Raw genomic sequence first — 23,517 nt, 5'->3', positions numbered from 1 at the left:
AAGGCCATTGATGATGAAAAAACTGTTACCCACCTCAACTGCCGGCAGCTTGCCTAAACCCTCCTGGCTTGCACAACCTGAAACACTGTGGTCGCCCTGGAAGTTGCAAGGCGAGGAATTGGTCGAGGGCAAACACGATGCTTTACGTTTGTCACTGCAGGAACAACAACAGGCCGGTATTGATATCGTCAGTGATGGCGAACAAACGCGCCAACACTTTGTCACTACCTTTATTGAACACCTCAGCGGCGTTGATTTTGCAAAACGTGAAACCGTTAGAATTCGTGATCGCTATGATGCGAGCGTGCCAACGGTGGTGGGTGCTGTTGCTCGGCAAAAACCGGTATTTGTTGAAGATGCCAAGTTTTTACGTCAGCAAACCAAACAACCCATAAAATGGGCGCTGCCAGGCCCCATGACCATGATCGACACGCTTTATGACAGCCATTATAAAAGTCGCGAAAAACTGGCTTGGGAATTCGCCAAGATCCTCAATCAGGAAGCCCGAGAGTTAGAGGCTGCCGGTGTGGACATCATCCAGTTTGATGAGCCCGCCTTTAACGTCTTCTTTGATGAGGTGAATGATTGGGGAGTGGCCACCCTGGAAAGGGCCATTGAAGGCCTCAAGTGTGAAACGGCGGTCCATATTTGCTATGGCTACGGCATCAAGGCCAACACAGATTGGAAAAAGACTCTGGGATCAGAGTGGCGACAATATGAAGAGGCTTTCCCCAAGCTGCAAAAATCCAGTATCGATATAGTCTCGCTGGAATGTCACAACTCTCATGTCCCAATGGATCTCATTGAACTCATCAGAGGCAAAAAAGTGATGGTTGGGGCCATTGACGTGGCCTCCAACACCATTGAAACACCAGAGGAAGTGGCCAATACCCTACGCAAAGCACTGCAGTTCGTAGAGGCCGACAAACTCTATCCATGCACCAACTGTGGCATGGCGCCATTAGCTCGTGGAGTGGCAAGAGGCAAGCTAAAGGCGTTAAGCGCTGGTGCAGACATTATCCGAAGAGAACTCTCGAACCCGTGCTGAGCTGAAGCCGGAAATGCTGTGCGGGAGGATTGAAGCAGTGGATTGAAAAGTTATCGGGCTGCTTCAGGCCCTCCTCGACACTTTCGAGCAGCACCCGATATTTAGGACCCTCCATGTCACTTCCCAGAACGGCTATCGAGCCATTGAGCTTTCGCGAAGCGCTCGGGCACTACGCATCCGGTATCACGGTGATTACCTCGCAGGTTGCTGGCGAGCCGATCGGCTTTACCTGCCAGTCGTTTTATAGCGTGTCGATGAGCCCGCCACTGGTGTCATTCAGCGTCATGTCCGGCTCGGCCAGCTATCCCAAGATTCGCCAGGCGGGTCGATTCGCGGTCAATATCCTGTCCGGTGAGCAGGTCAGGATTTCCAACCAGTTCGCTCGCAAAGGCACGGACAAGTGGCATGGCGTCCAATGGCAGGAATCGCCGCTGGGTAATCCGATCATTGCCGGCAGCCTGCATTGGCTGGATTGTGAAATTCACGCCGAACACGCCGCAGGTGATCACCTGATCGTGATTGGTGAAGTGAAAGCGTTGAACCTGCAACAAGCGGCGGCTGCGCAGCCATTGCTGTATTTCAAAGGGCAGTATTGCAACCTCGCAGCCCATGGCTCGGTTTAAAGCCTTGAGCTGCGCGGTGCTCTTTCGCTGAGAGCCTGTTGCAGGCCACTGGCTTGCTTGCGAATCAGACAGACGCGGTTGCCGCGGCCTCTTGGCGATAGTGCCGAACCACGACGCCGCCGATAGCCGCCAAACGGCCGCACCTCCCCTTACTCTTGTACCGGAATCTGCCGCAACGGCTTCACCGATTTGAAGGAAAAACTCGAGTAGATCTCTTTCACCGCCGGCAGGGTCTGCAGCACTTCGCGGGCAAACTCGCCGAAGGATTCCAGGTCCTTGGCCAGCACTTCAAGCAGAAAGTCGTAGCGCCCGGAAACGTTGTGACAGGCGATGATTTCCGGGATCTCCAGCAGCCGCTGCTCGAAGGCGCGGGCGGTGTCCTGGGAGTGGGAGTCCATCATCACGCTGACAAAGGCGGTGACTCCGTAACCCAGAGCCTTGGGCGACAGGATGGCCTGATAACCGGTGATCACCGCGCTTTCTTCCAGCAGTTTGATCCGCCGCCAACAGGGCGAGGTGGTCAGGGCGACGCTGTCGGCCAGTTCGGCGGTGGTCAGCCGCGCGTTGTCTTGCAGGGCCATCAGCAGGGCTTTGTCGGTGCGATCCAGGCCAGTGGGCATATTTTGCCTCTTAATTTGTAATTTATTTGTTTTTATTCCAATCAAGAGCGCTAACAAGGGCAAGATTGGAAATTATTGCGCTGAATTTGAGCATAGCATTAGAGCAAATCCGGGAGCCTTCACCATGAACAATAAAAACAGTGACCTTGGTTTCTCCACCCGCGCCATCCATCACGGCTACGACCCGCAGCAACACCAGGGCGCGCTGATACCGCCGATCTACCTGACGTCCACCTTTACCTTCGCCACCGCTGAATACGGCGCCGGCTGCTTTGCCGGCCAGGAACCCGGCTACTTCTACACGCGCATCGGCAACCCGACCCTGGCGCTGCTGGAGTCGCGCATGGCGGCCCTGGAAAACGGCCAGGCGGCGGTGGCCTTCGGCTCCGGCATGGGCGCAATTGCCGCGACCCTGTGGACCCTGCTGCGCCCCGGCGACGAGATCATCGTCAACCGCACGCTGTATGGCTGCACCTTCGCCCTGCTGCACCATGGCCTCGCCGAGTTTGGGATCAAGGTACGCCACGTCGACATGAGCGATCTGGGCAACCTGCGGGCCGCCATCAGCCCCGCCACGCGGATGATCTATTGCGAGTCCCCGGCCAACCCCAACATGCAGTTGGTGGACATCGCCGCCATGGCCGACATTGCCCGTCAACACGCCAATATCGTCCTCGCGGTGGACAACACCTACTGCACGCCCTACCTGCAACGGCCTCTGGAAATGGGCGCCGACCTGGTGCTGCATTCGGCCACCAAATACCTCAGTGGCCACGGCGACATCACCGCCGGCATCGTCGTCACGCGCCAGGACCTGGCCGAGCGGATTCGCTTGCAAGGGCTCAAGGATCTGACCGGCGCGGTGCTCTCGCCCCAGGATGCCTTCTTGTTGATGCGTGGCATCAAGACCCTGGCCCTGCGCATGGACCGCCACTGCAGCAATGCCCTGGCCATCGCCCAGTACCTGCAAACGCATCCGCTGGTGCAATCGGTGGCCTACCCCGGCTTGCCGTCTTTTCCCCAACACGCCCTGGCCGCGCGGCAGATGAAACTGCCCGGCGGCATGATCGCCTTTGAGCTCAAGGGCGGCCTGGACACGGGCAGGCGGTTCATGAACGCCTTGCAACTGTTCAGTCGAGCAGTCAGCCTGGGCGACGCCGAGTCCCTGGCCCAGCACCCGGCGAGCATGACCCATTCCACCTACACCCCGCAGGAGCTCGCCGAACACGGTATTGCCGAAGGCCTGGTGCGCCTGTCGGTGGGGCTGGAGGATATCGCCGACCTGCTGGCCGACGTCGCCCAGGCACTGGCCACCAGCGCTCAATGCGCGACAACGCCTGCGTCCCTTGAGGGCCTGAGCCGCGTCGGCACAACAATGCCTTGAGCTGGGTCAGTACCGCCCCGGCTTGTGCGCTCTACAACCACCCGTTGCCGATGCGTCACTGGCGGTGGGGCATCAGCGGTCTACGCAACACCCGCAACACCCTTTTGAATCGTTACCCACAGGAGTGGAACAACATATGAGTCGTATCAATAACAACGCCACCCGACTGCTCAGCGCCATGATCCTGGCCGGCCTGGCCTGCCATTCCCTGGCCGCCGACAGCATCCGGATCGGCATCGCCGGGGCCAAGACTGGCCCAGTGGCGCAATACGGTGACATGCAATTCAGCGGCGCGCGCATGGCCATCGAGCAGATCAACGCCAAGGGTGGCGTCGACGGCAAGCAACTGGTGGCCGTGGAATACGACGATGCCTGCGACCCCAAGCAAGCGGTGGCCGTGGCCAACAAGGTGGTCAATGACGGCGTCAAGTTCGTGGTCGGGCACCTGTGCTCCAGCTCCACCCAGCCGGCGTCGGACATCTATGAAGACGAAGGCATCGTGATGATCACCCCGGCCGCCACCAGCCCGGAGCTGACTGCGCGGGGCTACAAGATGGTGTTCCGCACCATCGGCCTGGACAACGCCCAGGGCCCGGCGGCGGCTCGCTACATCGCCAAACTCAAGCCGACCAATGTTGCGGTGCTGCACGACAAGCAGCAGTACGGTGAAGGCATCGCCAGCTCGGTCAAGGAGATCCTGGGCAAGGAAGGCATCAAGGTGGCGATGTTCGAAGGCATCAACGTCGGCGAGCGCGACTACTCGTCGATCCTGGCCAAGCTCAAGCAGGCCAACGTCGATTTCGTCTACTTCGGCGGCTACCACCCGGAAATGGGCCTGCTGCTGCGCCAGGCCAAGGAAAAGGGCCTGAGCGCACGCTTCATGGGACCTGAAGGCGTGGGCAACGACTCGATCTCGCAGATCGCCAAGGACGCCTCTGAAGGCATGCTGGTAACCCTGCCTAAGTCCTTCGACCAAGACCCGGCCAACAAAGCCCTGGTGGAAGCCTTTCAAGCCAAGAAGGAAAACCCCACGGGCCCGTTCGTGCTGCCGTCCTACTCGGCCGTGGAAGTGATTGCCGGGGGCATCGCCGCGGCCAAGAGCGAAGACCCGGAGAAAGTCGCCGAAGCGATCCACGCCGGCACCTTCAAGACCCCCACCGGTGACCTGAGCTTCGATGAGAAAGGTGACCTCAAGGACTTCCAGTTCGTGGTCTATGAATGGCACTACGGCAAGCCGAAGAGCGTCGCGGCAGAAAACGCCGGGCTGTAAGCCGGTAAAGGGCGCGGCGCGGTTCTGAACGTTAGGTTCGAAACGGCAGGTTCTGAACCTTGGGTTCTGAACCCTGACCACCGATGACGGGCCCCGACCGCGCCCGGTAGAAGGCCATGGCTCCCCCCGAGCCATGGCGAAAACACCACACCCCGCCAGAGTTCGACGCTGGCGGGGTGTGGTGCTTTTAGCACGGCGTCAGCCGCTCGCCTGCGGCCCGTCCTCAGGCCGTCGGCAACTGCCCGCTCTCGATCTCCCGGGCCGTGCGCGCCACCGCGCGCCGGGTCTTGTCGATCAACTCATCGATTTCGCCGCGGGTCGCCACCAGCGCCGGGGCCATGATCATCCGCCCCAGGGTCGAGCGAATGATCACCCCCTCCTCGAAGCCCAGGGTGCGGCAGCGCCAGGCGATGTCGTTCTCGTTGGCGAAGCGCTTGCGGCTGGCCTTGTCCTCGGCGAACTGCAAGGCCGCCACCAGCCCGCTGCCCTGGATCTCGCCGATCAGCGGATGGTTGCCGAACACTTCCCGCAGGCACTGCTGCAGGTAGGGGCCGGTGTCGTGCTTGACCCGGGTCACCACCCCTTCATCGCGCAGAGCCTTGAGGTTGGCGATGGCCACGGCGGCGGCCACCGGGTGCCCGGAATAGGTCAGGCCGTGGGCGAACACCCCGCCCTGCTCCACCAGCACCTGGGCGATGCGCTTGCTCAGCACCAGCCCGCCCATGGGGATGTAGCCGGAGGTCAGGCCCTTGGCGATGGACAGGGTGTCGGGCTCGAAACCGAAGTGCTGGTGAGCGAACCACTCGCCGGTGCGGCCGAAACCACCGATCACTTCGTCGGCGCACAGCAGCACGTCGTACTGGCGGCAGATGCGCTGGATTTCCGGCCAGTAGCTCTCTGGCGGGAAGATCATGCCGCCGGCGCCCTGGAAGGGTTCGGCGACGAAACCGGCGACGTTCTCGGCCCCCAGTTCGAGGATCTTCTCTTCCAGTTGGCGGGCGCAGCGCAGGCCGAACTCAGCCGGGGTCAGGTGGCCTTCGTGGGCGAACCAGTAGGGCTCGTCGATGTGCGCCACATCCGGAATCAAGCCACCCATGTCGTGCATGAACTTCATCCCGCCCAGGGCGGTGGCGGCCAGGGTCGAGCCGTGGTACCCGTTCCAGCGGCCGATCATCACCTTCTTCTGCGGCTGGCCGAGGATCTGCCAGTAACGGCGCACGCTGCGGATCAGCACCTCGTTGGCCTCGGAGCCGGAGTTGGTGTAGATGGCGTGGCTGTAGTGCCCGGGCAACAGGCTGAACAGCAGCTCGGAGAGCTCCACCACCGCCGGGTGGGTGGTGTGGAAGAACATGTTGTAGTACGGCAGCTGTTCCAGCTGGGCGGTAGCGGCGGCCGCCAGGTCCTTGCGGCCGTAGCCGAGGTTGGTGCACCACAGCCCGGACATGCCGTCCAGGTAGCGCTGGCCGTCGTTGTCCCACAGGTGCAGGCCCTGGCCACGGACAATCACCCGCGGGCCTTCGGCGTTCAGCGCCTTTTGGTCGAGAAAGGCGTGGATATGGTGCGCGGCGTCCAGGGCCTGATAGTCCTCGGTACTGCGTTGCGGGGCGTTGTCTGGCTGAGGGTTGGAAGCGCTCATGGTCATTCTCCTGCACGGCAAGTGGGTTCAAGGGAAGAGGTTGCAGCAGGCCCCGGTTCGAGGGGCAACAGCGGCTCGGGAACAAACAGTGGCTTGCGCATCACCAGCTTGATCCAGAGCACGGCGATCAACGAAACCACCCCCAGCACCACCCCGGCGCTGCCGAAGATCCGCGTGGTCATCTGCGGCGACGGTGAAACGTGATAGATCGCAAACAGCATGCCGACGATGCCCAGCACCTGGGGCCAGGGGTAGAAGGGTGAACGGAACGGCCGTGGCGCCTCGGGATAGCGCCGGCGCAGGGCGATCACGTCGATGTGCACAATGATGTAGGCCAAGAGCCAGGCCAGGGCCGCGGCCAACAGCAACAGGCTGATGGCATCCGGGTCCTGGCCCAGCAGCAGGACGGGCAGGCCGGTGAGCGCCGCGATGAACAGCACCGCCACCCAGGGTGTACGGGTGCGTGGGCTCAGGCGCTTGAACTGGGGAAAGGCCTGGCCGTGCTGGGCCATGCCGTAGAGCATGCGCGGCAACGCCGCCAGGGACGAGTTGACCGTGCTGCAGGTGGCGGTGATCACCGCGCCCACCAGAAACAGCTTGCCGGACTCGCCCAATACCGACGTGGCGAAGAGGAAGTGCGGCAGCGGGTTGCTCGCCAGTTGCTCACGGGGGATGCACAGCAGTGCGCCGAGGCAATACAGGGTCATCACCAGGAAGATGATGCTCAGGCCGATGATCATCGAACGCGGGATATTACGTTCCGGGTTGCGGGTCTCCTCCACCAGCGGGCAAACGAATTCGGCACCGACAAAGCCCCAGATGGCCATTGCCGCCAAGGCCAGGGCCCCCACTTGCATGGGGTTCCAGCCCTGGTCCAGCGGCAGTTGCAGGTCGGCCTGGGGGCTGCCGATGGCGCCCAGCCCCAGGGTCAGCAAAACCACCACCATCACCAGGGCCAGCAGCGTCTGCAGCTTGGCGAACACGTCGATGCCCAACAGGTTGAGCAAGGTGAAGAGCCCGAGCACGCTGTAGGCCACCAGCATCGGCGGCAGCGCGCCGGGGTAGACCTTGCCGATGATCAGGTCCAGAAGCAGCAGTTCGGCGGACAGGGCGAACATCGCCACCACCATGTAGCCGGAGAAGGTGGCGAGGATCGCCGGGAAATGCCCGATGGCCACTTCGGTGTAGCTGCTCAGGCTGCCGGCCCGGGGCACCATCAGCGCCAGTTCGGAGAACGACAAGGCATAGGTCAGCGCCAGCAGGTAGGCCAGCAGCAGCGGGATGAAGAAGCCCAGCCCGGCCATTCCCGCGCCTTGCAGCATCAACACCATCACCCCCTGGGACACCACCAGGCCAACGGCCACCGACACCAGCGACCCCAAGCCCAGGACTCGGCGCAAACCACCGCGTTGCAGGGGGCTTACGCCCCCGATGGAGACATTTGCAGTCATGGCACACACTCCGTTTTTTATTGTTGTGAGCCTGGCGTCCAGGCGCCAGGTACGGCGGCGCCTTGCCAGCGCCACCGCGGGGCCGACAGACGGGCCGGCAAGGCTTAGCGTGGTTTTCAGCGCAACTGGAACCAGGTGGTTTTCAGTTGGGTGTATTTGTCGAAGGCATGCAGCGACAGGTCGCGACCGAAACCCGATTGCCGGCCGCCGCCAAAGGGCACGGTGACGTCCAGGGCGTCCACGGTGTTCACCGACACCGTGCCGGCCCGCAACTGCCGAGCCACCCGATGGGCACGGTTGAGGTCGTCCGTCCACAGCGACGCGGCCAACCCATAAACGCTGTCATTGGCCAGGGCAATGGCCTGCTCTTCATCGTCGAACGGGGTCACCACCAGCACCGGGCCGAACACTTCTTCCCGGGCGATGCTCATCTGTGGACTCACGCCGGTGAAGAGGGTTGGCTCGATGTAGTTGTCGCTGCCATCGATGCTCAGTTGACGGCCGCCACAGGCCAGTTGCGCGCCCTGCTCCCGGGCGCCCTCGACATAGGCCATGACCCGAGCGGTCTGGCGCGCGTCGACCATGGCCCCGGCGCGGCTGGCCGGGTCCAGCGGGTTGCCTGGGCGCCAGTCCCGGGACTTGGCCTTGAGGCGCTCGACGAACTCGTCATGAATGCTGCGCTGCACCAGCAGCCGCGAGTTGGCCGAGCACACCTCGCCCTGGTTGAAGAAGATGCCGAAGGCGCTCTTCTCGGCGGCCAACGCCAGGTCCTGGCAGTCGGCGAACACCAGGTTCGGGCTCTTGCCGCCGCATTCGAGCCAGACCTGCTTGAGGTTGGATTGCGCCGAATACTGCATGAAGCACTTGCCCACCTCGGTGGAGCCGGTGAACACCAGGCAATCCACATCCGGGTGCAAGCCCAGGGCGCGACCGGCCTCGGCGCCCAGGCCCGGCACCACGTTGAGCACCCCTTCCGGCAACCCGGCCTCCAGGGCCAGTTCGGCCAGGCGCAGGGCCGAGAACGGCGACTGTTCGGCAGGTTTGAGCACCACCGAGTTGCCCACCGCCAGGGCCGGGGCGAGCTTCCAGGCGGCCATGTCCAGGGGGAAGTTCCAGGGCACTACCGCGCCGATCACCCCCAGGGGCTCGCGGCGGATGCTGGCGTGGCGGTTGCGGGCGCCGGGGGCCAGTTGATCGTAGAGCTTGTCGAGGCTTTCGGCGTACCAGGCGAAGACGTGAGCGGCGCCGGGCACGTCGATGTTCCAGGCGTCCATCACCGGCTTGCCCATGTTCAGGCTGTCCAGCAGCGCCAGTTCCTCGCGATGGGCGAGCATCAGTTCGGCCAGGCGCAGCAGGACTTTCTTGCGCTCCACCGGGGCCATGCGCGCCCAGGCCCCCTGCTCGAAGGCCCGGCGCGCGGCGGCCACCGCCAGGTCCACTTCGGCGGCGCCACAGGCGCTGACCCGGGCCAAGCGTTGATTGGTGGCGGGGTTGACGGCATCGAAGGTGGCGCCGGACTGGGCGGCCATCCGTTGGCCGCCGATCAGCGCCTGGTCAATGAATGTCTGTTGGGCAGCTCGTCGCTGCCAGTCACCGAGATCGAACACGCTGCACTCCCTCGTCGGCCGTTGTACCGGCCTGGTTGTTAGGTAGGGAGGATGGTGCGTCACCGCGAGCCAGAGGAAAAATACTAAAAATATGCTCCGGCACCATGAAAAAGCTCTGTAGCCAAGGCCCTGGGCCGGGCCGCACAAACGCCAACGCCCAGGCCATCCGGGAGATGGCCTGGGGCGTGAAACGGAGCCCGTCAACCGCTGGGCAAGGTCAGGTCGGACGCTCCAGCCAATCCCCCAGGCGTCGCAGCATGGCGTCGCAGGCATGCAGTTGCTCAAGGCTGATGAACTCGTCCGGCTTGTGCCCCTGGTCCATGCTGCCCGGGCCGCAGACCACCGTGGGGATGCCCGCCTGATGAAACAGCCCGCCCTCGGTGCCGAAGGCCACGGTGGAAAATTGCCGCGAACCGCTGAGCAGCGCCAGCAGTTCGGCGGCCTCGCTGTCGGCGGCGGTGGCCAGCCCCGGGTAGGCACTCAAGGGGTGCAAGGCGATCCCGGTGTCGGCCTGTCGCGCCTGCATCTGCGGCACCAGCTCGGCGTCGGCATAGCCTTGCAACTGCGCCACCACGGCCTGGGCGTCATGGCCTGGCAGGGTGCGCACCTCGAAATCGAACTGACACTCGGCCGGCACGATGTTCAGCGCGCGGCCACCCTGGATGGTGCCGGTCTGCACCGTGGAAAACGGCGGATCGAAGCGCGGATCATGGTGCTCGGGTTGCGCCAACTGGCGGCCGATGTCCCCCAATTTGCCGATCAGCCGCGCCGCGTACTCAATGGCATTGACCCCGTAAGGCGCATAGGCCGAATGACAGGCCGCGCCGCGCACCTGACAGCGCATCGCCAGCTTGCCCTTGTGCCCGAGCACCGGGCGCAGCTCGGTGGGCTCGCCGATCAGGCACAGCAGCGGCGGGTGTGGCCGCTGCCGTAAACGTTCGAGCATCGGTCGCACGCCCAGGCAGCCCACCTCCTCGTCGTAGGAAAACGCCAGGTGCAGCGGCAGGTGCAGGCGCCGCCGGGTCAAGCCCGGCACTGCCGCCAGCACCGAGGCGAGAAAGCCCTTCATGTCGGCGGTGCCACGGCCGTACAACCGCCCTTCGCGCTCACTCAAGACAAACGGCTCGACGCTCCAGGCCTGACCGTCCACCGGCACCACGTCGGTGTGCCCGGACAGCACGATGCCCCCCCGGTCATCCGGCCCCAGGGTGGCGAACAAGTTGGCCTTGGTGCGCTCGGGGTTGTAGATCAGCTCGCTGTGGATGCCAAAGTCGGCCAGGTAGTCGCGGATGAAGCCGATCAGCTCCAGGTTGGAGTCGCGACTGACCGTGGCAAAGCCCACCAGTTGCGCCAACAGCTCGCGGCTCGACCGCTCACTCATTGCCCGGCACTCCGTAGCTGGGGGCCGCCGTGGGGTCCAGGGCCCGGGTCAGGTAGTCCTGCATCTGCGGCCGGTAGGCCTGCCACAGGCTGGCGAGCTGGCCAATGGGATCGCTCTGGGCCCAGTCCACCCGCAGGTCGACGATGGGCCAGGTCAGGTCGTCCACTACGCTCAGCGCCGCCGAATGCACCGGCCCCGCCTCGCCACCGGCGGCCATGGCCGCGTGCATGGCCGCCAGCAGGCGCTCGACCAGAATCCCCGGCGTCTGTTCGAACGCCTGGACCATGGCCTGGATGACCCCGGCGTGCGCCAGCAGGTTGCCGGCGGCCACGCACTGCTCGCCGGCCAGCGCATTGTGGGTGCCCAAAGCCTGCTGGCCGCTGAACAGCGCCGTGCGACCCTGGCCGTCGATCACCGTCACCTGGCGGTACTGGCTCCAGCCGTTGTGGCCCAGGGCCCGATCCAGGGCGGCGGCGGGCTCAAGTTTCTGATGTTCCAGCAGGTCGAGGATCTGCGGCCCCAGGGCCGGCAGGGTGACGTTCTGGGTGGCCACCGCCCCCACTCCGGCCCGCACCCAGGGGCAACGGGCGCCGACGGCGATGCTCGACGAACTGATGGCGATGCCCAACTGGCCGGTTTCGGCACAACGGCCAACGATGGAAAAGGTCATGCAAACTCCTTGGCCCACTGGGCCCACATGGACGCTCGATGCGGCGCCGCTGGAAACAACCGCACAGGTGTCACTCGGGAATCACCGCGATCACATCGATCTCCATCAGCCACTGCGGCTGGCCGAGGGCCGAGACCACCAGCCCGGTGGAAATCGGGAACACGCCCTTGAGCCATTGGCCCACCTCCTGGTAGACCGGCTCGCGGTAGCGCGGGTCGGTGAGGTAGGTGGTGGTCTTGACGATGTGGCTCAGATCGCTGCCGGCCTCTTCCAGCAGTTGCTTGACGTTCTTCATCGCCTGCTCGGCCTGGGCCCGCGGGTCGCCAAGGCCCACCAGCCGACCGGCGAAATCAGTGCCGACCTGACCGCGCACGTACACCGTGTTGCCGGCACGCACCGCCTGGCACAGGTCATTGTCCAGGGACTGGTTGGGATAGGTGTCCTTGGTGTTGAACATGCGAATACGGGTATGAGTAGGCATCAGTGGGCTCCCATGCGGTCGAGGTTGTGGATCGGCGTCTCTGGTTGCGCCGAAGTCTGCGTCGAGGACTGCTGGGTTTGGCTGTAGGCCAGGTATTTGCGCTGGGTCGCAATGTGGTCGGCGATGTGTTTGGCGTCGTGCCACACCCCCCAGATAAACGACGAACCACGGCGCGACAGCCAGGGCAAACCGAGGAAGTACACCCCGGGCTCGCGGGACACGCCGCGCTGGTGCAACGGCTTGCCCTGCTCGCTGAAAGTGTCGACCTGCAGCCAGGAGAAATCCACGGCGTAACCGGTGGCCCAGATGATCGAGGTGATGCCGGCCTGTTGCAGGTCCAGTTCGAGGATCGGCTGCTTGACGCAGTCCGGGTCCGGCAGGCGCCGCCGGGCTTCGGGCTCCGGCGGCAGGTCGAGACCGTTGCGGGCGATGTAGGCATCGGCGGCGTCCAGCAGCGCCAGGTAGTTCTCGTCGCCACGGGCCAGGTTGTCCTGCAGGTCGGCCTGAAAGGTCACCCCTGTGCCCGCGAAGGCTTGGGTCAACCCCACCAGGGTGATGCCCTGCTGGGCCAGGGCACGGAAGTCGATGGTCTGACCGCCACGGGCGCCGCTGACGGCGATGGTCACGTGTTCGCGACCGGGCTTGGCGATCTCCGCATCCCACTCCCCCAACACCCCGAGCCACCAGCAGAAATCCCGCTGGCGATAGGCCCGTGGCGGCCGGTCGTGGGGGCCCACCGACAGATAGACCTGACGCCCGGCGCGCTGCAATTCATCGGCGATCTGCACCCCGGACGACCCCGCGCCCACCACCAGCACCGCACCGTCGGGCAGTTGTTGCGGGTTGCGGTACTCGGCGGAGTGCAACTGATGAACCTGGGCATCCTGGGGCGCGATCGCCGGAATCACCGGGCGCTGGAAAGGACCGGTGGCGGCCACCACGCGATTGGCCTGGATTGTCCCTTGGGAAGTGTCGACGGTGAACCCCGGGCGCCCGACATTGCGTACGACCTTGCGCACCTCGACACCCGTGCGGATCGGCGCATTGACGTGCCGGGCGTAGGCTTCGAAATAGTCCGCCACCTGATCCTTGGCGGCGAAGGCGTCCGGCTCGATGGCAAACTCCAGCCCCGGAAAACGGTCATGCCAGGCCGGGCCGTTGGCCACCAGCGAATCCCAGCGCCCGGTGCGCCAGGCTTCGGCGACCCGGTTGCGCTCCAGCACCAGATGGGGCACGCCGAGGGTGCTCAGGTGCTCGCTCATGGCCACCCCGGCCTGACCCGCGCCTACCACCAGGGTGTCCACTTGTATGTGTTCTACAGTCATGTCTGTGTCCTTCTGCGAGACGATGGGCGCCGGCCGCAAGGCCTGGCACACGCGGTTCGAAACCCGGGATAAGTCGGATGCGGCAGATGGTGCGACAGACGTCGACGAAGGAAAATTATTAAAAATGTGCTCCCTGGATAAGAAAAAGCGAGGCAGCGCAAACGCCGGCGGGGCGCGGCCTCAGCCGGCTGGCGCGAGCCCCCTCGGGGGGCGGTGACGGGCGCTGACTGACCCAACCAGATCAGATTAATCAACAAGACCATTCAGATAATTACCCGTCAAAAATACGTTTCCGAGCTTTCGATCTGCAGGCACTGAGGGCACAATGCGTACCTTTTTGGCTGGCCCTGCCGGAGACCCTGAAATGATCAAGACGCCGTACTACCTCATCGACAAGCAGAAGCTTTTGAGCAACATGCAAAAGATCGCCTACGTGCGCGAGCAGTCCGGCGCCAAGGCCTTGCTGGCCCTCAAGTGCTTCGCCACCTGGTCGGTGTTCGACCTGATGCAGCAGTACATGGACGGCACCACCTCTTCGTCGCTGTACGAACTCAAGCTCGGCCGGCAGAAGTTTGCCGGCGAGACCCACGCCTACAGCGTGGCCTGGGCCGACGACGAGATCGAAGACATGCTCGCCAACTGCGACAAGATCATCTTCAATTCCATCAGCCAACTGCAGCGCTTTGCCGAGGCCAGCGCGGGCAAGGTCCGCGGCCTGCGGGTCAACCCCCAGGTGAGCAGCTCGGACTACCTGCTGGCCGACCCGGCCCGGCCGTTCAGCCGCCTGGGCGAATGGGACCCGGCGAAGATCGAAGGCGTGATCGAGCAGATCTCCGGCTTCATGTTCCACAACAACTGCGAGAACGGCGACTTCGGCCTGTTCGACCAGATGCTGAGCACCATCGAGGAGCGCTTCGGCCACCTGCTGCACAAGGTGGAGTGGGTCAGCCTTGGCGGCGGCATCCACTTCACCGGCGAGGACTACGCCCTGGACGCCTTCTGCGCGCGCCTCAAGGCCTTCTCCGAGCAGTACGGCGTGCAGGTCTACCTGGAGCCGGGCGAAGCGGCGATCACCCAGAGCGCGTCCCTGGAAGTGACCGTGCTCGACACCCTGTACAACGGCAAGCACCTGGCGGTGGTGGACAGTTCCATCGAAGCGCACATGCTGGACCTGTTGATCTACCGCCTGAATGCCAAGCTGGCACCCAGCAGCGGCGAACACAGCTACATGATTTGTGGCAAGTCCTGCCTGGCCGGAGACATCTTCGGCGAGTATCAATTTGATCGTCCGCTGGCCATCGGCGATCGACTGTCGTTCATCGACGCAGCGGGTTACACCATGGTCAAAAAGAACTGGTTCAACGGTCTGAAAATGCCGTCCATCGTTGTGAAACAACTCGATGGTAGCGTTGAAGTGGTTCGCGAGTTTGGTTTCGAAGACTACCTGTCCAGCCTTTCCTGAGCGGACAGACACGAGGAGACGTAAATAAATTGAAGAAGAATGTTCTTATCATTGGTGCAGGAGGTGTCGCCAAGGTGGTGGCCCACAAGTGCGCGCAGCACAACGACGAACTCGGTCGTATTGCCATCGCGTCGCGCAACATCTCCAAATGCCAGGCCATCATCGACAGCGTCAAGGCCAAGGGCAGCCTCAAACAGCCTGCTGAAATCAAGGCCTATGCGCTCAACGCGCTGGACATCGAGGCGACCAAGGCGCTGATCCGCGAAACCGAGTCGCAGATCGTCATCAACGTCGGTTCCGCCTTCCTCAACATGTCGGTGCTGCGTGCCTGCATCGATACCGGCGTGGCCTATCTGGACACCGCGATCCACGAAGAGCCGGGCAAGATCTGCGAGACGCCACCCTGGTACGGCAACTACGAGTGGAAGCACCTCGAAGAATGCAAGGAGAAGAACGTCACCGCCATTCTCGGCGTGGGCTTCGATCCGGGCGTGGTCAACGCCTATGCCGCCCTGGCCAAACAACAGCATTTCGACCGCATTGATTCCATCGACATTCTTGACGTCAATGCCGGATCCCATGGCAAATATTTCGCCACCAATTTCGACCCGGAAATCAATTTCCGCGAATTCACCGGACAGGTGTGGAGCTGGCAGAACAGCCAGTGGACCAGCAACACCATGTTCGAAGTCAAGCGCACCGACGAGTTGCCCGTGGTCGGCTCGCAAAACCTGTACCTGACCGGCCACGACGAAGTGCACTCGCTGTCGAAGAACCTCGACGTGCCCAACGTGCGCTTCTGGATGAGCTTCGGCGAGCACTACATCAATGTGTTCACCGTGCTGCGCAACCTCGGCCTGCTCTCCGAGCAGCCGGTGAAGACCGCCGAAGGCCTGGAAGTGGTGCCGCTCAAGGTGGTCAAGGCGGTGCTGCCTGATCCGGCCTCCCTGGCCCCGGGCTACACCGGCAAGACCTGCATCGGTGACCTGGTCAAGGGCACCAAGGACGGCCAGCCGCGCGAAGTCTTCATCTACAACGTGGCTGACCACGAAGAAGCCTACGCCGAGACCGACAGCCAGGGCATTTCCTACACCGCCGGCGTGCCGCCCGTGGCGGCCGCCCTGCTGGTGGCCCGTGGTGAATGGGACGTGCAGCGCATGGTCAACGTCGAGGAGCTGGCCGCCGAGCCGTTCCTTAAGGCGCTGGACGTGATGGGCCTGCCGACCCGGATCAAGGACGAACATGGCGATCGTCCTTGGGACGCCGCCCTCTGATCTAGCTCCAGCCACAGCGGGCGCCGGCAACGGCGCCCGCTGTTACAGCCCTTTCGCCATGGTCGATGGCGCGTCGCTTTTGCCGTTCTGTGCGACAGATCTCACAGGCGGGGCTCCCGCCCTCCTCCTTCGCAGTGTTAGCTTGAGCAGGTTTCTGTCTGATCGATCAGACATTCCCTACTCACTCCCTGCAAAGGAATGCCCTACGTAATGGATTTCTCTCTCAAGCACCTGGCTGCGGCCACCCTGATGCTCGCCAGCCTGTCCGCGTTCACCAGCAGTGCCCAAGCCAACATCACCCCGCAGCAAAGCGCGGCCATCCTCAAGACCTTCAGTGACGCCCCGGCCGGCGACTTCCGCCAGTTCCTCGGTGCCCTGGCCAAGAGCGAAACGGGCCAGAGCGCCAACCTGGGGCCGGCCATCGCCGCCTTCCTCGACAAAAAATCCCTGAACGCCGAACAGCAGAACGAAATCCATCGCCTGCTGGGGATCTACGCCCGGATCAAGTACGGCAAGGCCGCCACCGACACCCTGCGCGAACTGGTGGCCATCCCCACCTTCAACGTCGACGGCGTGCCGCAGTACCAGAACCCCGAGTTCCTCAAGATCGCCGAGAAGATCCAGGCGCTGGCCAAGAGCTTCAACCTGAACTTTCGCAACATCGACAACCGGGTCTACGAGATCTCCCTGGAGGGCGCCGGCCAGGAAGTGGTCGGCATCCACGCCCACGCCGACGTGGTGCCGGTGACCCCGGAAAACTGGGTGCTCGAAGACGGCACCCGCCTCGACCCGTTCAAAGTCACCCTGATCGGCGACCGCCTGTACGGCCGCGGCACCGAGGATGACAAGAACGGCATCGTCGTCGCGCTCTACGCGATGAAGATCATCAAGGAAGAGCAACTGCCCCTGGCGCGCCACTTCAAGCTGCTGGTGGACACCACCGAGGAAACCAGCGGCGACGCCATTCCCTACTACTTCGAGCACAACCCGGTGCCCGACTACAACCTGGCCCTGGACGGCGGCTACCCGGTGGTGATCGCCGAGAAAGGCTACGGCACGGTGATGGCCACCTTTGCCCGGCGCGCCGCCGCAGGCCAGGGCGCCGAGATCACCCACCTCACCGGTGGCCTGGCGACCAACCAGATCCCGTCCACCTCGGTGGCCACCCTGAAGAGCGGCGACCCGGCGCAACTGGCTGCCAGCCTGCAAAAAGCCGGCGCCGAGTACGTCAAGCAGCACGGCGGCAACTTCCAGGTCGCGACCAAGGTGCAGGGCCAGGACGTGCAACTGACCGTCACCGGCGTCTCGGCCCACTCCTCCGAGCCCGAGTCCGGGGTCAACCCGGTGGCGCGGATGCTGGATTTCATCAACAGCCTGGACGGCAAGGTGGCCCTCAAGCACAACGCCTTTACCGACGCCGCCCGCTACGCCGCCGACAACTGGGGGCTGGACTACCTGGGCAAGCAGCTGGGCATCGGTTTTTCCGACGACTTCATGGGCCCGCTGACCACCTCGCCGACCCTGGTCAGCGTGGATGAGCAAAACCTCAAGCTGGCGGTCAACCTGCGGGTGCCCAAGGGCGAGACCCCGGAAGTGCTGAAGGGCGAAATCAGCGACAAACTGGCGGCCTGGAGCAAGAAGAGCGGCGTGGCCGTGAACATCGACACCAAGATCGCCGAACCGATGTACCGCAACCCCGAGGGTGAATGGGTCAAGGCGCTGCTGGCGGTGGCCAGCGAGAACCTGGGCATGGCGCATACGTTCGGCAGCTCCGCCGGTGCCACCTCGGTGCATGAACTGCCCAACGGCGTGCAGTTCGGCCTGGCGCGGCCCGAGGCCAAGTACACCGGCCACACCGACAACGAGTTCAAGACCCGGGAGCAGTTCCTGCTGGACCTGCAGATCGTCACCGAAATGATGGGCCGCATCGGCCAGTTGCCCAAGCTCTGACGCCAGCGTCGGACCCGCCGCAAGGGCGGGTCCGATGGCCTTACTCCTTCTAGGGTGGTCCTGCAGCAGGCCTGCTCCCTGAGCCTGCAGATGTTTGCCGATGGCGTCGAAAACCAGGTCCAGCGCGATCTGCTGCACAAGCATGGCGTGCACTACGCCCAAGGCCGGCTGTTCGGGCAGCCCATGAACATTCAGCAGCTGCAGGCATTCATCGAGCAGCGCTCGGGGCACACGAGCGTGGGCAGCCTGGACTATCAGGCCGTTGGGGGCTTCAACGCCGGGTCGCTGACATCCCGCAGCACCTCGCCATAACCCTGGTAGAGATTGCCCTCAGGCAGCAACTGCGCGGCGGCCAGTTGCCGGTGCAGGCCGCGCAGGTGGTAGAACGGCACGCGCACGTAAAGGTGGTGCTCGATGTGGTAGTGAATGGCGTGGGGGCCAAACAGGAAGGTCTGCCAGTTTGGCCGCACGATGCTGCGGGCGTTCTGGCTCTGGTCGGCATGGGCCGGCAGGCCAGCGTGCTCCATGATCGCCCGCACCCGGCCCAGCAGCGGCAACAGGGTAATCGCTGGCAGCAGCCACAGGCCGGGGTAGAGCCAGGGGTGCCCACTCCAGGCCAGCAGGCCGAACAGCAGGCCATTGCCCAGCAGCATGGAAAGAATCTCCGAGAACCGCAGCCCCACGGATTTCTCGACCTTGGGCATGATGGCGCGGTAGTCGCCCCGGGCAAACCGGCAGGCACTGATGACGTAACCCACCCCCAGCAGATCCGCCAGCAAGCGCCTGACCAGCTTGCCCCGCGGCAGCGGGTAATCCCCCATGCCGAATACCGCCATCACCGGATCGTCATGCAGCATCGGCTGGCGGTGATGCTTGAGGTGGCCGGCACGGTAGGTCGCCATGGACAGAAACAGCGGGCCCGCCGCACACCACTGCCCCACGGCATCATTGCGCGCCTGCCCGCGCAGCAGCAGGCCGTGGGCACTCTCGTGCATGAGCACCGCCAGGGCCAGCTGGCTGCGGGCGATGAGCAACGCCGCCACCAGGTAGGTCAGCGGGTGCGGCCAGAGCGCGGCGGCGCTGAACGCGGCGGCGATCAGGCCCCAGTCCGCCAGCAGGGCCAGCACGGCGATCCGCGGCTTGAGCACGAACAGCTCGGCCTCGGGGACAAAGGCACGCAGCGGACGGTTGTCGCCGGCGCGGGGTTCAGGCTGAGGCACGGCGGAGGCTTCCTTGGCGTGGGGTGAGCAAAGTGCGGGGCGGGGCCAGCCGCAGGCCGCTGGCGCGCTGCGCCAGCCTGGTTCGCTCAGGGAGGCAGGGGTGAATGACAGCCCACGGCGGCGCATTCACAGGCTGAGCACGCGGCTGACCCAGGCGTCGATCCGCGCCTGGGCACGCGCCCGCCCCGCCGCGTTGCACGGCTGCGACGCCGCGCCGGTCAATTGCCGCGCCGCCTCGGCCACTTGCCGCTGAAAGTCGGCGGCGTCGCCGCGCCAGGTCACCACCCGGTGCAGCAACTGCAACTGGGCGGCGCGGGCCGCATTGCTGGTTTGTTCGGGTTGGTCGCTGAGGACCAGAATAATCGGCCGCTGATAGACCCGCGCGATGGACAGTGCGGCCATGCCCGGCGCCGACACCATCACCCGCGCCTGGGCCGCGCGACGGGCCCACTGCGGATCGACGCCAAGCCAGCCATTGCGCCCGGCATAGCCCTCGCCCACCCGATGCGTGTCCAGACCGGCCTCCACCAGCCCGGCACTCAAGGCATCAGCCAGGCTCGGCTCGCTGAAGTGCGGATTGAGGTACACCGCCGCGCCGACCGCCTGCGCTGCTGGCGCTTCAGGCACCAGGGCCACCGGGGTGGGCAGGCGATACAGCGCTGGCGCCTGGGCATCATCCACTTCATAGGCAAAGTCATGCTCGATGCACGCCCGCGCCGCATCGATCTGGCGGCCGACGATCCAGGCGAACAGGCGCCCGAACTGACGCGGCCACAGACCATCGAAATTGTTCAGCAACGCCGCTTTGAGGCTGGCCCCGTACACATGCACCACCTTGCGCCGCCACCCCGGGAGCATGCCCATGTACAGCAAGGCCGGGTGGAAGGAGTCGTTGATCAGCAGGTCCACATCGGGCAACCGGCGCCGCAGGTAGAGGATGTCGCGCAGCATCCGTCCGGGGCGAAACAGGTAATGGGCGACGTTGCGATTGGTCGCCTTGCGCTGCATGTTCTGCTGGCTATCGAACTGCACCGCGTAATGGCTAGAAAGCAATTGCGCCTCAATGCCAAAGCCCTCCAAGAACCGCTGCCCCTGCTCCGAGGTGGTCAGCACCTCGACCCGGGCCCCAGCCTCACGCAGGGCATGCACCAGCAACTGGGCACGCATCAGGTGGCCACGGGCATCGGCGGTGGCCAGATAGAGAATCCGTGAGTTCATCGGCTGGCGCCCAACACCCAGCCGGCGACATACATGGCCAAGGCGCCGGTCACGCCAAAGCTGGCGTCCACCGCGCGAATGTCCTTGAGCAACGCCGCCAAGTGCCCGCGCTCATGGGGCGCCACAATGCGGCGCAAGGTGTTTTCGCACAGACGGACATGCCCCTTCTCATCGCCCAACACCCGTGACAACAACGGGTACCAGCGATGCTCGCTGCCGATGACCGCGCAATGCCGATTCAACACCCGTTCAGCCATCTGCTCGGCGCACAGCCCTGTGGCGTATGCCGGCACCAGCAGGCCATGCTCGAAACATGCCGCGTAACGATGGGCCAGACGTTGCCAGCGCAGGATCTTGCGGCGGCTGAGCCAGTCCGGTTCCAGGCGCACCGAACCGTCGTCGCCAAGCTCGCGCAAGGCCTCGGCAAACAAGGCCACGTGGCGCTGCTCATCGGCCAGGTGCTGCTCGACCTGACGTTCGAGCCAGGGCGGCGACTGCGGGAGCAATTCTTCGAGCAAGGTACGTTCGGTGGCGTCTTCACCGGCCAGGTACATGCGCAACAACAACCGCTCGCCGCGCGGACGGCGGTGCAGGCGCAGCAACGCGGCACGTTTGATGCGGTCCACCAGGCGCGCTTGCAGAGCGCTCAGGCCCTCGGGCCTGGGCATGTTCAAGCATTGAAAGTCCAGCGCGCTGGCGCCGTGTTCGCGCGCGCTCATGGCGTGGACTGCGAGTGGCGGTGCCACGCCAGGATCAGGCCGATAAAGCTGTCACGCATAAAGGCCGCGCCGGCAGCGTTGGCCTTGGCAAAACGCTCTTCCCGGCCGTTGTAACGCAGGTACCCCTGGCCGTTGACGGCGCCCAGTTCCAGGCTGTCGCGCTTGTTCAAACCGCGCTGACGCACCTCCTTGAGCAGCGGGCTGTGTTCAAGACCGAACACAAACAACTGGCGTTGCACCACCCACAGCGGGATCTGACCGCTCAAGGCCTGCAATTCAAGGTTCCAAGTGCCGTGTTCCAGCAGCGCCGCCAGTTCGGTGGTACTCGGTTGCGCCGAGGTGAAGCGGGCGCGCATCACGGACTTGGACACTCGACCGATCCCCAGGCCTATGGTGATGTCATCGGCGCTGGGGTTTTGCTTGTCGCTGGGGCGCACCACCACAAAATAGCGGGCCAGGCGCGCGGCAAGCGATGGCTGCGCCAAGGCATCACGCGCCTGTTCGGCGGTTAACAGCACACGCTCGCCGTCGCCCTCGCGGACGCTGATCTGATAAGGGTCAAGGATGACCTCGGTGAACTGGCCGCGCACCGGCGCGTGCACGTAGGTGTCGGACTTCCACACCTGGCCCGAGCGCCGCAGCAAAACCTGCAGGCTCAAGGGCACACGCTGGCCATCGGCGGCGATGCCACTGCCGTGCAGCAGCACGTCGCCGACCACGGTCTTGCTGTCATGGTCGGCATCGGCGCCAATCACGATGGCGTGGGTGCTGAGGTCGACGCTGGCACGGGCATCCGCCACATCCAGGGCGATGCGGTTGCAGTCGTGGTCATTGCGTTGCGGGCTGGCGGCGCTGGCGCAACCACTGGTCGAGGCGAAGTGAAACACGCCGCGGCCGCTGAACTCGGAGAGCGCGGCATTGGCCTGGGCACTCAGGGTGAGCAGTGCCAGGCATGCCAGGGAATAGCCGATCGAGGCAATCGAAGGGGTTTGCATGGAGACTTCCTGTGGGCACGCAGCCTGCGTGCGACGGTGCGGATCAATCCAGATGGCGGTGATAAGACAGCGCTTCGCTGTGCCAGGCGCTCGAACGCCCGAGGCTGATACCCAAGCCACGGATCACCGCGCCGGCGGTGTCGAGCAACGACATGGCCACCACGATGGCCGTCGCGCCCAGGCGACGCAGCCCGCGCAAGGGCGGCAAGTCCTGGTGATTGAGCGCGCGCAGGCTGTAGCCCAAGCGCCCGATCATCACGCACAGCGGCCCGATCGGACCGCTGCGCCCCAGCCATTGCAACCAGCCCGGCATGTAGGCGCGTACCAGGTACGGGGTCAGGTCGACACTGTCGCCGCCCCTGAGCCAGCGCAGCTTGACCACCTCGCCCTGGCTGTCGGGCAGTCGATGCTCGGTATGCGCGCCTGGCGCGTAGGCCACCGCCACGCCGGCCTCTTGCAGGCGCAGGCCCATGACCTGGCAATGGGCGCGGTACACGCCATCGAGCGGCTCGTAGCGGTACTGCTCGAAGGTGTCACAGCGAAACGCCACGTTGTTGGCGTAAAAATTCCGCGTGGCACCGTGGCGCAGAGGGCTGGGGAAGTACATGAAGTCGATGGCGGTCAGCGCGCTGCCGGTGACGCTCGGCGCATAACTGGTGCGCCCGGCCACCGCCAGTGGCGCGTCAGGCTGCGTGAACGGCGTGAGCAATTGTGCAAGCCACTGGTCGCAAGGGATGCAGTCGGCATCGGCAAACACCACGTATTGGCAGCGTGCCTGATCAACGCCGTCAAAGCCTAGGTTCTTGGCATCGTAGTAACCGGTCTGCGTGTTGATTTCGATGAAGTCCAGCGTCCGGCCGGCCAGCGCACACAGCCCCTGGCGCGCCGGCAGGTCCAGACCGTCGTGGGTGATCACCCACTGGGCCAGCGACGTCAGGGGCACGCTCTGGCGGCGCAGTCGCTCGATCAGCCGCTTGAGGCTGTTCAAGGCCTCCTCGGCATCTTTGCCGCCACGCAGGTTGTTGGTTTCCAGCACCAGCGCCGTGTGGGCGGCTACGGCACCCAGGCGCTGGAATACGTCGTCGCGGTGAAGCGGCAACGACGTCCGGGCTGTCGTCTCTTGGCTATCCATTGCGGTGCGTCTCTTAAAAAACAGGGCTGCTCGGGAACAGAACGGGCGCAA

Annotated in this window: 21 protein-coding genes; 8 read left to right on the top strand and 13 right to left on the bottom strand. The window is 64.3% G+C overall.

The genetic code is table 11. The features are described from left to right. Positions 1 to 13 precede the first annotated feature (13 nt). Complete coding sequence (locus tag PLD_RS12755) at positions 14 to 1,048, top strand: methionine synthase (protein ID WP_170004818.1); 1,035 nt, start codon at positions 14 to 16, stop codon at positions 1,046 to 1,048. Positions 1,049 to 1,161: 113 nt separating this feature from the next. Continuing rightward, positions 1,162 to 1,671, top strand: coding sequence for a flavin reductase family protein (locus PLD_RS12750; protein WP_110596527.1), 510 nt, complete (start codon positions 1,162 to 1,164; stop codon positions 1,669 to 1,671). A 149-nt stretch (positions 1,672 to 1,820) separates the two neighbouring features. On the opposite strand, the gene PLD_RS12745 is transcribed toward PLD_RS12750, so the two are convergent. Further along, positions 1,821 to 2,291, bottom strand: coding sequence for an Lrp/AsnC family transcriptional regulator (locus tag PLD_RS12745; RefSeq protein WP_159893098.1), 471 nt, complete (start codon positions 2,289 to 2,291; stop codon positions 1,821 to 1,823). Between the two features lie 124 nt (positions 2,292 to 2,415). Between PLD_RS12745 and PLD_RS12740 the strand changes: the two genes are divergently transcribed. Together PLD_RS12740 and PLD_RS12735 are read left to right on the top strand one after the other, a co-directional pair. After that, the gene (locus PLD_RS12740) at positions 2,416 to 3,675 is read left to right on the top strand and encodes a methionine gamma-lyase (protein ID WP_159893096.1); all 1,260 of its coding nucleotides are present in this window, start codon (positions 2,416 to 2,418) and stop codon (positions 3,673 to 3,675) included. 136 nt (positions 3,676 to 3,811) lie between these two features. Continuing rightward, complete coding sequence (locus tag PLD_RS12735) at positions 3,812 to 4,945, top strand: branched-chain amino acid ABC transporter substrate-binding protein (RefSeq protein WP_159893094.1); 1,134 nt, start codon at positions 3,812 to 3,814, stop codon at positions 4,943 to 4,945. A gap of 223 nt (positions 4,946 to 5,168) precedes the next feature. Here the strand turns inward: PLD_RS12735 and PLD_RS12730 are convergent, their stop codons facing one another. From PLD_RS12730 to PLD_RS12700, 7 genes are all read right to left on the bottom strand, one after another. Continuing rightward, on the bottom strand, positions 5,169 to 6,581 hold the full coding sequence (locus PLD_RS12730; RefSeq protein ID WP_159893092.1) for an aspartate aminotransferase family protein: 1,413 nt from the start codon (positions 6,579 to 6,581) through the stop codon (positions 5,169 to 5,171). Positions 6,582 to 6,583: 2 nt separating this feature from the next. Beyond that, the gene (locus PLD_RS12725) at positions 6,584 to 8,032 is read right to left on the bottom strand and encodes an APC family permease (protein ID WP_159893090.1); all 1,449 of its coding nucleotides are present in this window, start codon (positions 8,030 to 8,032) and stop codon (positions 6,584 to 6,586) included. Positions 8,033 to 8,148: 116 nt separating this feature from the next. Further along, positions 8,149 to 9,639, bottom strand: a complete 1,491-nt coding sequence (locus PLD_RS12720) for an aldehyde dehydrogenase (RefSeq protein WP_159893088.1) — start codon at positions 9,637 to 9,639, stop codon at positions 8,149 to 8,151. Positions 9,640 to 9,856: 217 nt separating this feature from the next. Further along, a complete protein-coding gene (gene argE, locus PLD_RS12715) occupies positions 9,857 to 11,020 on the bottom strand; it encodes an acetylornithine deacetylase (RefSeq protein ID WP_159893086.1) in 1,164 nt (387 codons plus the stop codon). Further along, on the bottom strand, positions 11,013 to 11,690 hold the full coding sequence (locus PLD_RS12710; RefSeq protein WP_159893084.1) for a DUF1028 domain-containing protein: 678 nt from the start codon (positions 11,688 to 11,690) through the stop codon (positions 11,013 to 11,015). The genes argE and PLD_RS12710 overlap by 8 nt, the downstream gene beginning before the upstream one ends. A gap of 70 nt (positions 11,691 to 11,760) precedes the next feature. After that, a complete protein-coding gene (locus PLD_RS12705) occupies positions 11,761 to 12,171 on the bottom strand; it encodes a RidA family protein (protein ID WP_159893082.1) in 411 nt (136 codons plus the stop codon). Beyond that, on the bottom strand, positions 12,171 to 13,496 hold the full coding sequence (locus PLD_RS12700) for an NAD(P)/FAD-dependent oxidoreductase (RefSeq protein ID WP_159893080.1): 1,326 nt from the start codon (positions 13,494 to 13,496) through the stop codon (positions 12,171 to 12,173). Before PLD_RS12700 ends, PLD_RS12705 begins: the two co-directional genes overlap by 1 nt. A 364-nt stretch (positions 13,497 to 13,860) precedes the next feature. Between PLD_RS12700 and PLD_RS12695 the strand changes: the two genes are divergently transcribed. The 4 genes from PLD_RS12695 to PLD_RS12680 all read left to right on the top strand — a co-directional run bounded on the left by PLD_RS12695 (position 13,861) and on the right by PLD_RS12680 (position 18,494). Continuing rightward, the gene (locus PLD_RS12695) at positions 13,861 to 14,958 is read left to right on the top strand and encodes a carboxynorspermidine decarboxylase (RefSeq protein WP_159893078.1); all 1,098 of its coding nucleotides are present in this window, start codon (positions 13,861 to 13,863) and stop codon (positions 14,956 to 14,958) included. A gap of 29 nt (positions 14,959 to 14,987) precedes the next feature. After that, on the top strand, positions 14,988 to 16,232 hold the full coding sequence (locus tag PLD_RS12690; protein WP_159893076.1) for a saccharopine dehydrogenase family protein: 1,245 nt from the start codon (positions 14,988 to 14,990) through the stop codon (positions 16,230 to 16,232). A gap of 210 nt (positions 16,233 to 16,442) precedes the next feature. Beyond that, entirely contained in the window at positions 16,443 to 18,182 is a 1,740-nt protein-coding gene (locus PLD_RS12685; protein WP_159893074.1) for a dipeptidase, read from the top strand. A 90-nt stretch (positions 18,183 to 18,272) separates the two neighbouring features. Continuing rightward, positions 18,273 to 18,494 carry a hypothetical protein gene (locus PLD_RS12680; RefSeq protein ID WP_159893072.1) on the top strand — a complete coding sequence of 74 codons (222 nt, stop codon included), beginning with the start codon at positions 18,273 to 18,275 and terminating at the stop codon, positions 18,492 to 18,494. Here the strand turns inward: PLD_RS12680 and PLD_RS12675 are convergent. The 5 genes from PLD_RS12675 to PLD_RS12655 all read right to left on the bottom strand — a co-directional run bounded on the left by PLD_RS12675 (position 18,437) and on the right by PLD_RS12655 (position 23,466). Further along, positions 18,437 to 19,402 (bottom strand): fatty acid desaturase family protein, encoded by a 966-nt coding sequence (locus PLD_RS12675; RefSeq protein ID WP_159893070.1) that lies wholly within the window; start codon positions 19,400 to 19,402, stop codon positions 18,437 to 18,439. The two genes, PLD_RS12680 and PLD_RS12675, sit on opposite strands and share 58 nt — an antisense overlap. 126 nt (positions 19,403 to 19,528) lie before the next feature. Next, positions 19,529 to 20,620 (bottom strand): hypothetical protein, encoded by a 1,092-nt coding sequence (locus tag PLD_RS12670; protein WP_159893068.1) that lies wholly within the window; start codon positions 20,618 to 20,620, stop codon positions 19,529 to 19,531. Further along, positions 20,617 to 21,339: a hypothetical protein gene (locus PLD_RS12665; protein WP_159893066.1), complete on the bottom strand. Its 723-nt coding sequence runs from the start codon at positions 21,337 to 21,339 to the stop codon at positions 20,617 to 20,619. Before PLD_RS12665 ends, PLD_RS12670 begins: the two co-directional genes overlap by 4 nt. Continuing rightward, entirely contained in the window at positions 21,336 to 22,334 is a 999-nt protein-coding gene (locus tag PLD_RS12660; protein ID WP_159893064.1) for a hypothetical protein, read from the bottom strand. Before PLD_RS12660 ends, PLD_RS12665 begins: the two co-directional genes overlap by 4 nt. Positions 22,335 to 22,377: 43 nt before the next feature. Next, a complete protein-coding gene (locus PLD_RS12655) occupies positions 22,378 to 23,466 on the bottom strand; it encodes a glycosyltransferase family 2 protein (protein ID WP_159893062.1) in 1,089 nt (362 codons plus the stop codon). Between the last annotated feature and the right edge of the window lie 51 nt (positions 23,467 to 23,517).

Origin of the sequence: Pseudomonas sp. LD120 (assembly GCF_009861525.1) — a bacterium.
Taxonomy (GTDB): domain Bacteria; phylum Pseudomonadota; class Gammaproteobacteria; order Pseudomonadales; family Pseudomonadaceae; genus Aquipseudomonas.
The sequence above is the reverse complement of the archived record's forward strand: the minus strand, read 5'-3'. Positions and strand labels throughout refer to the sequence as shown.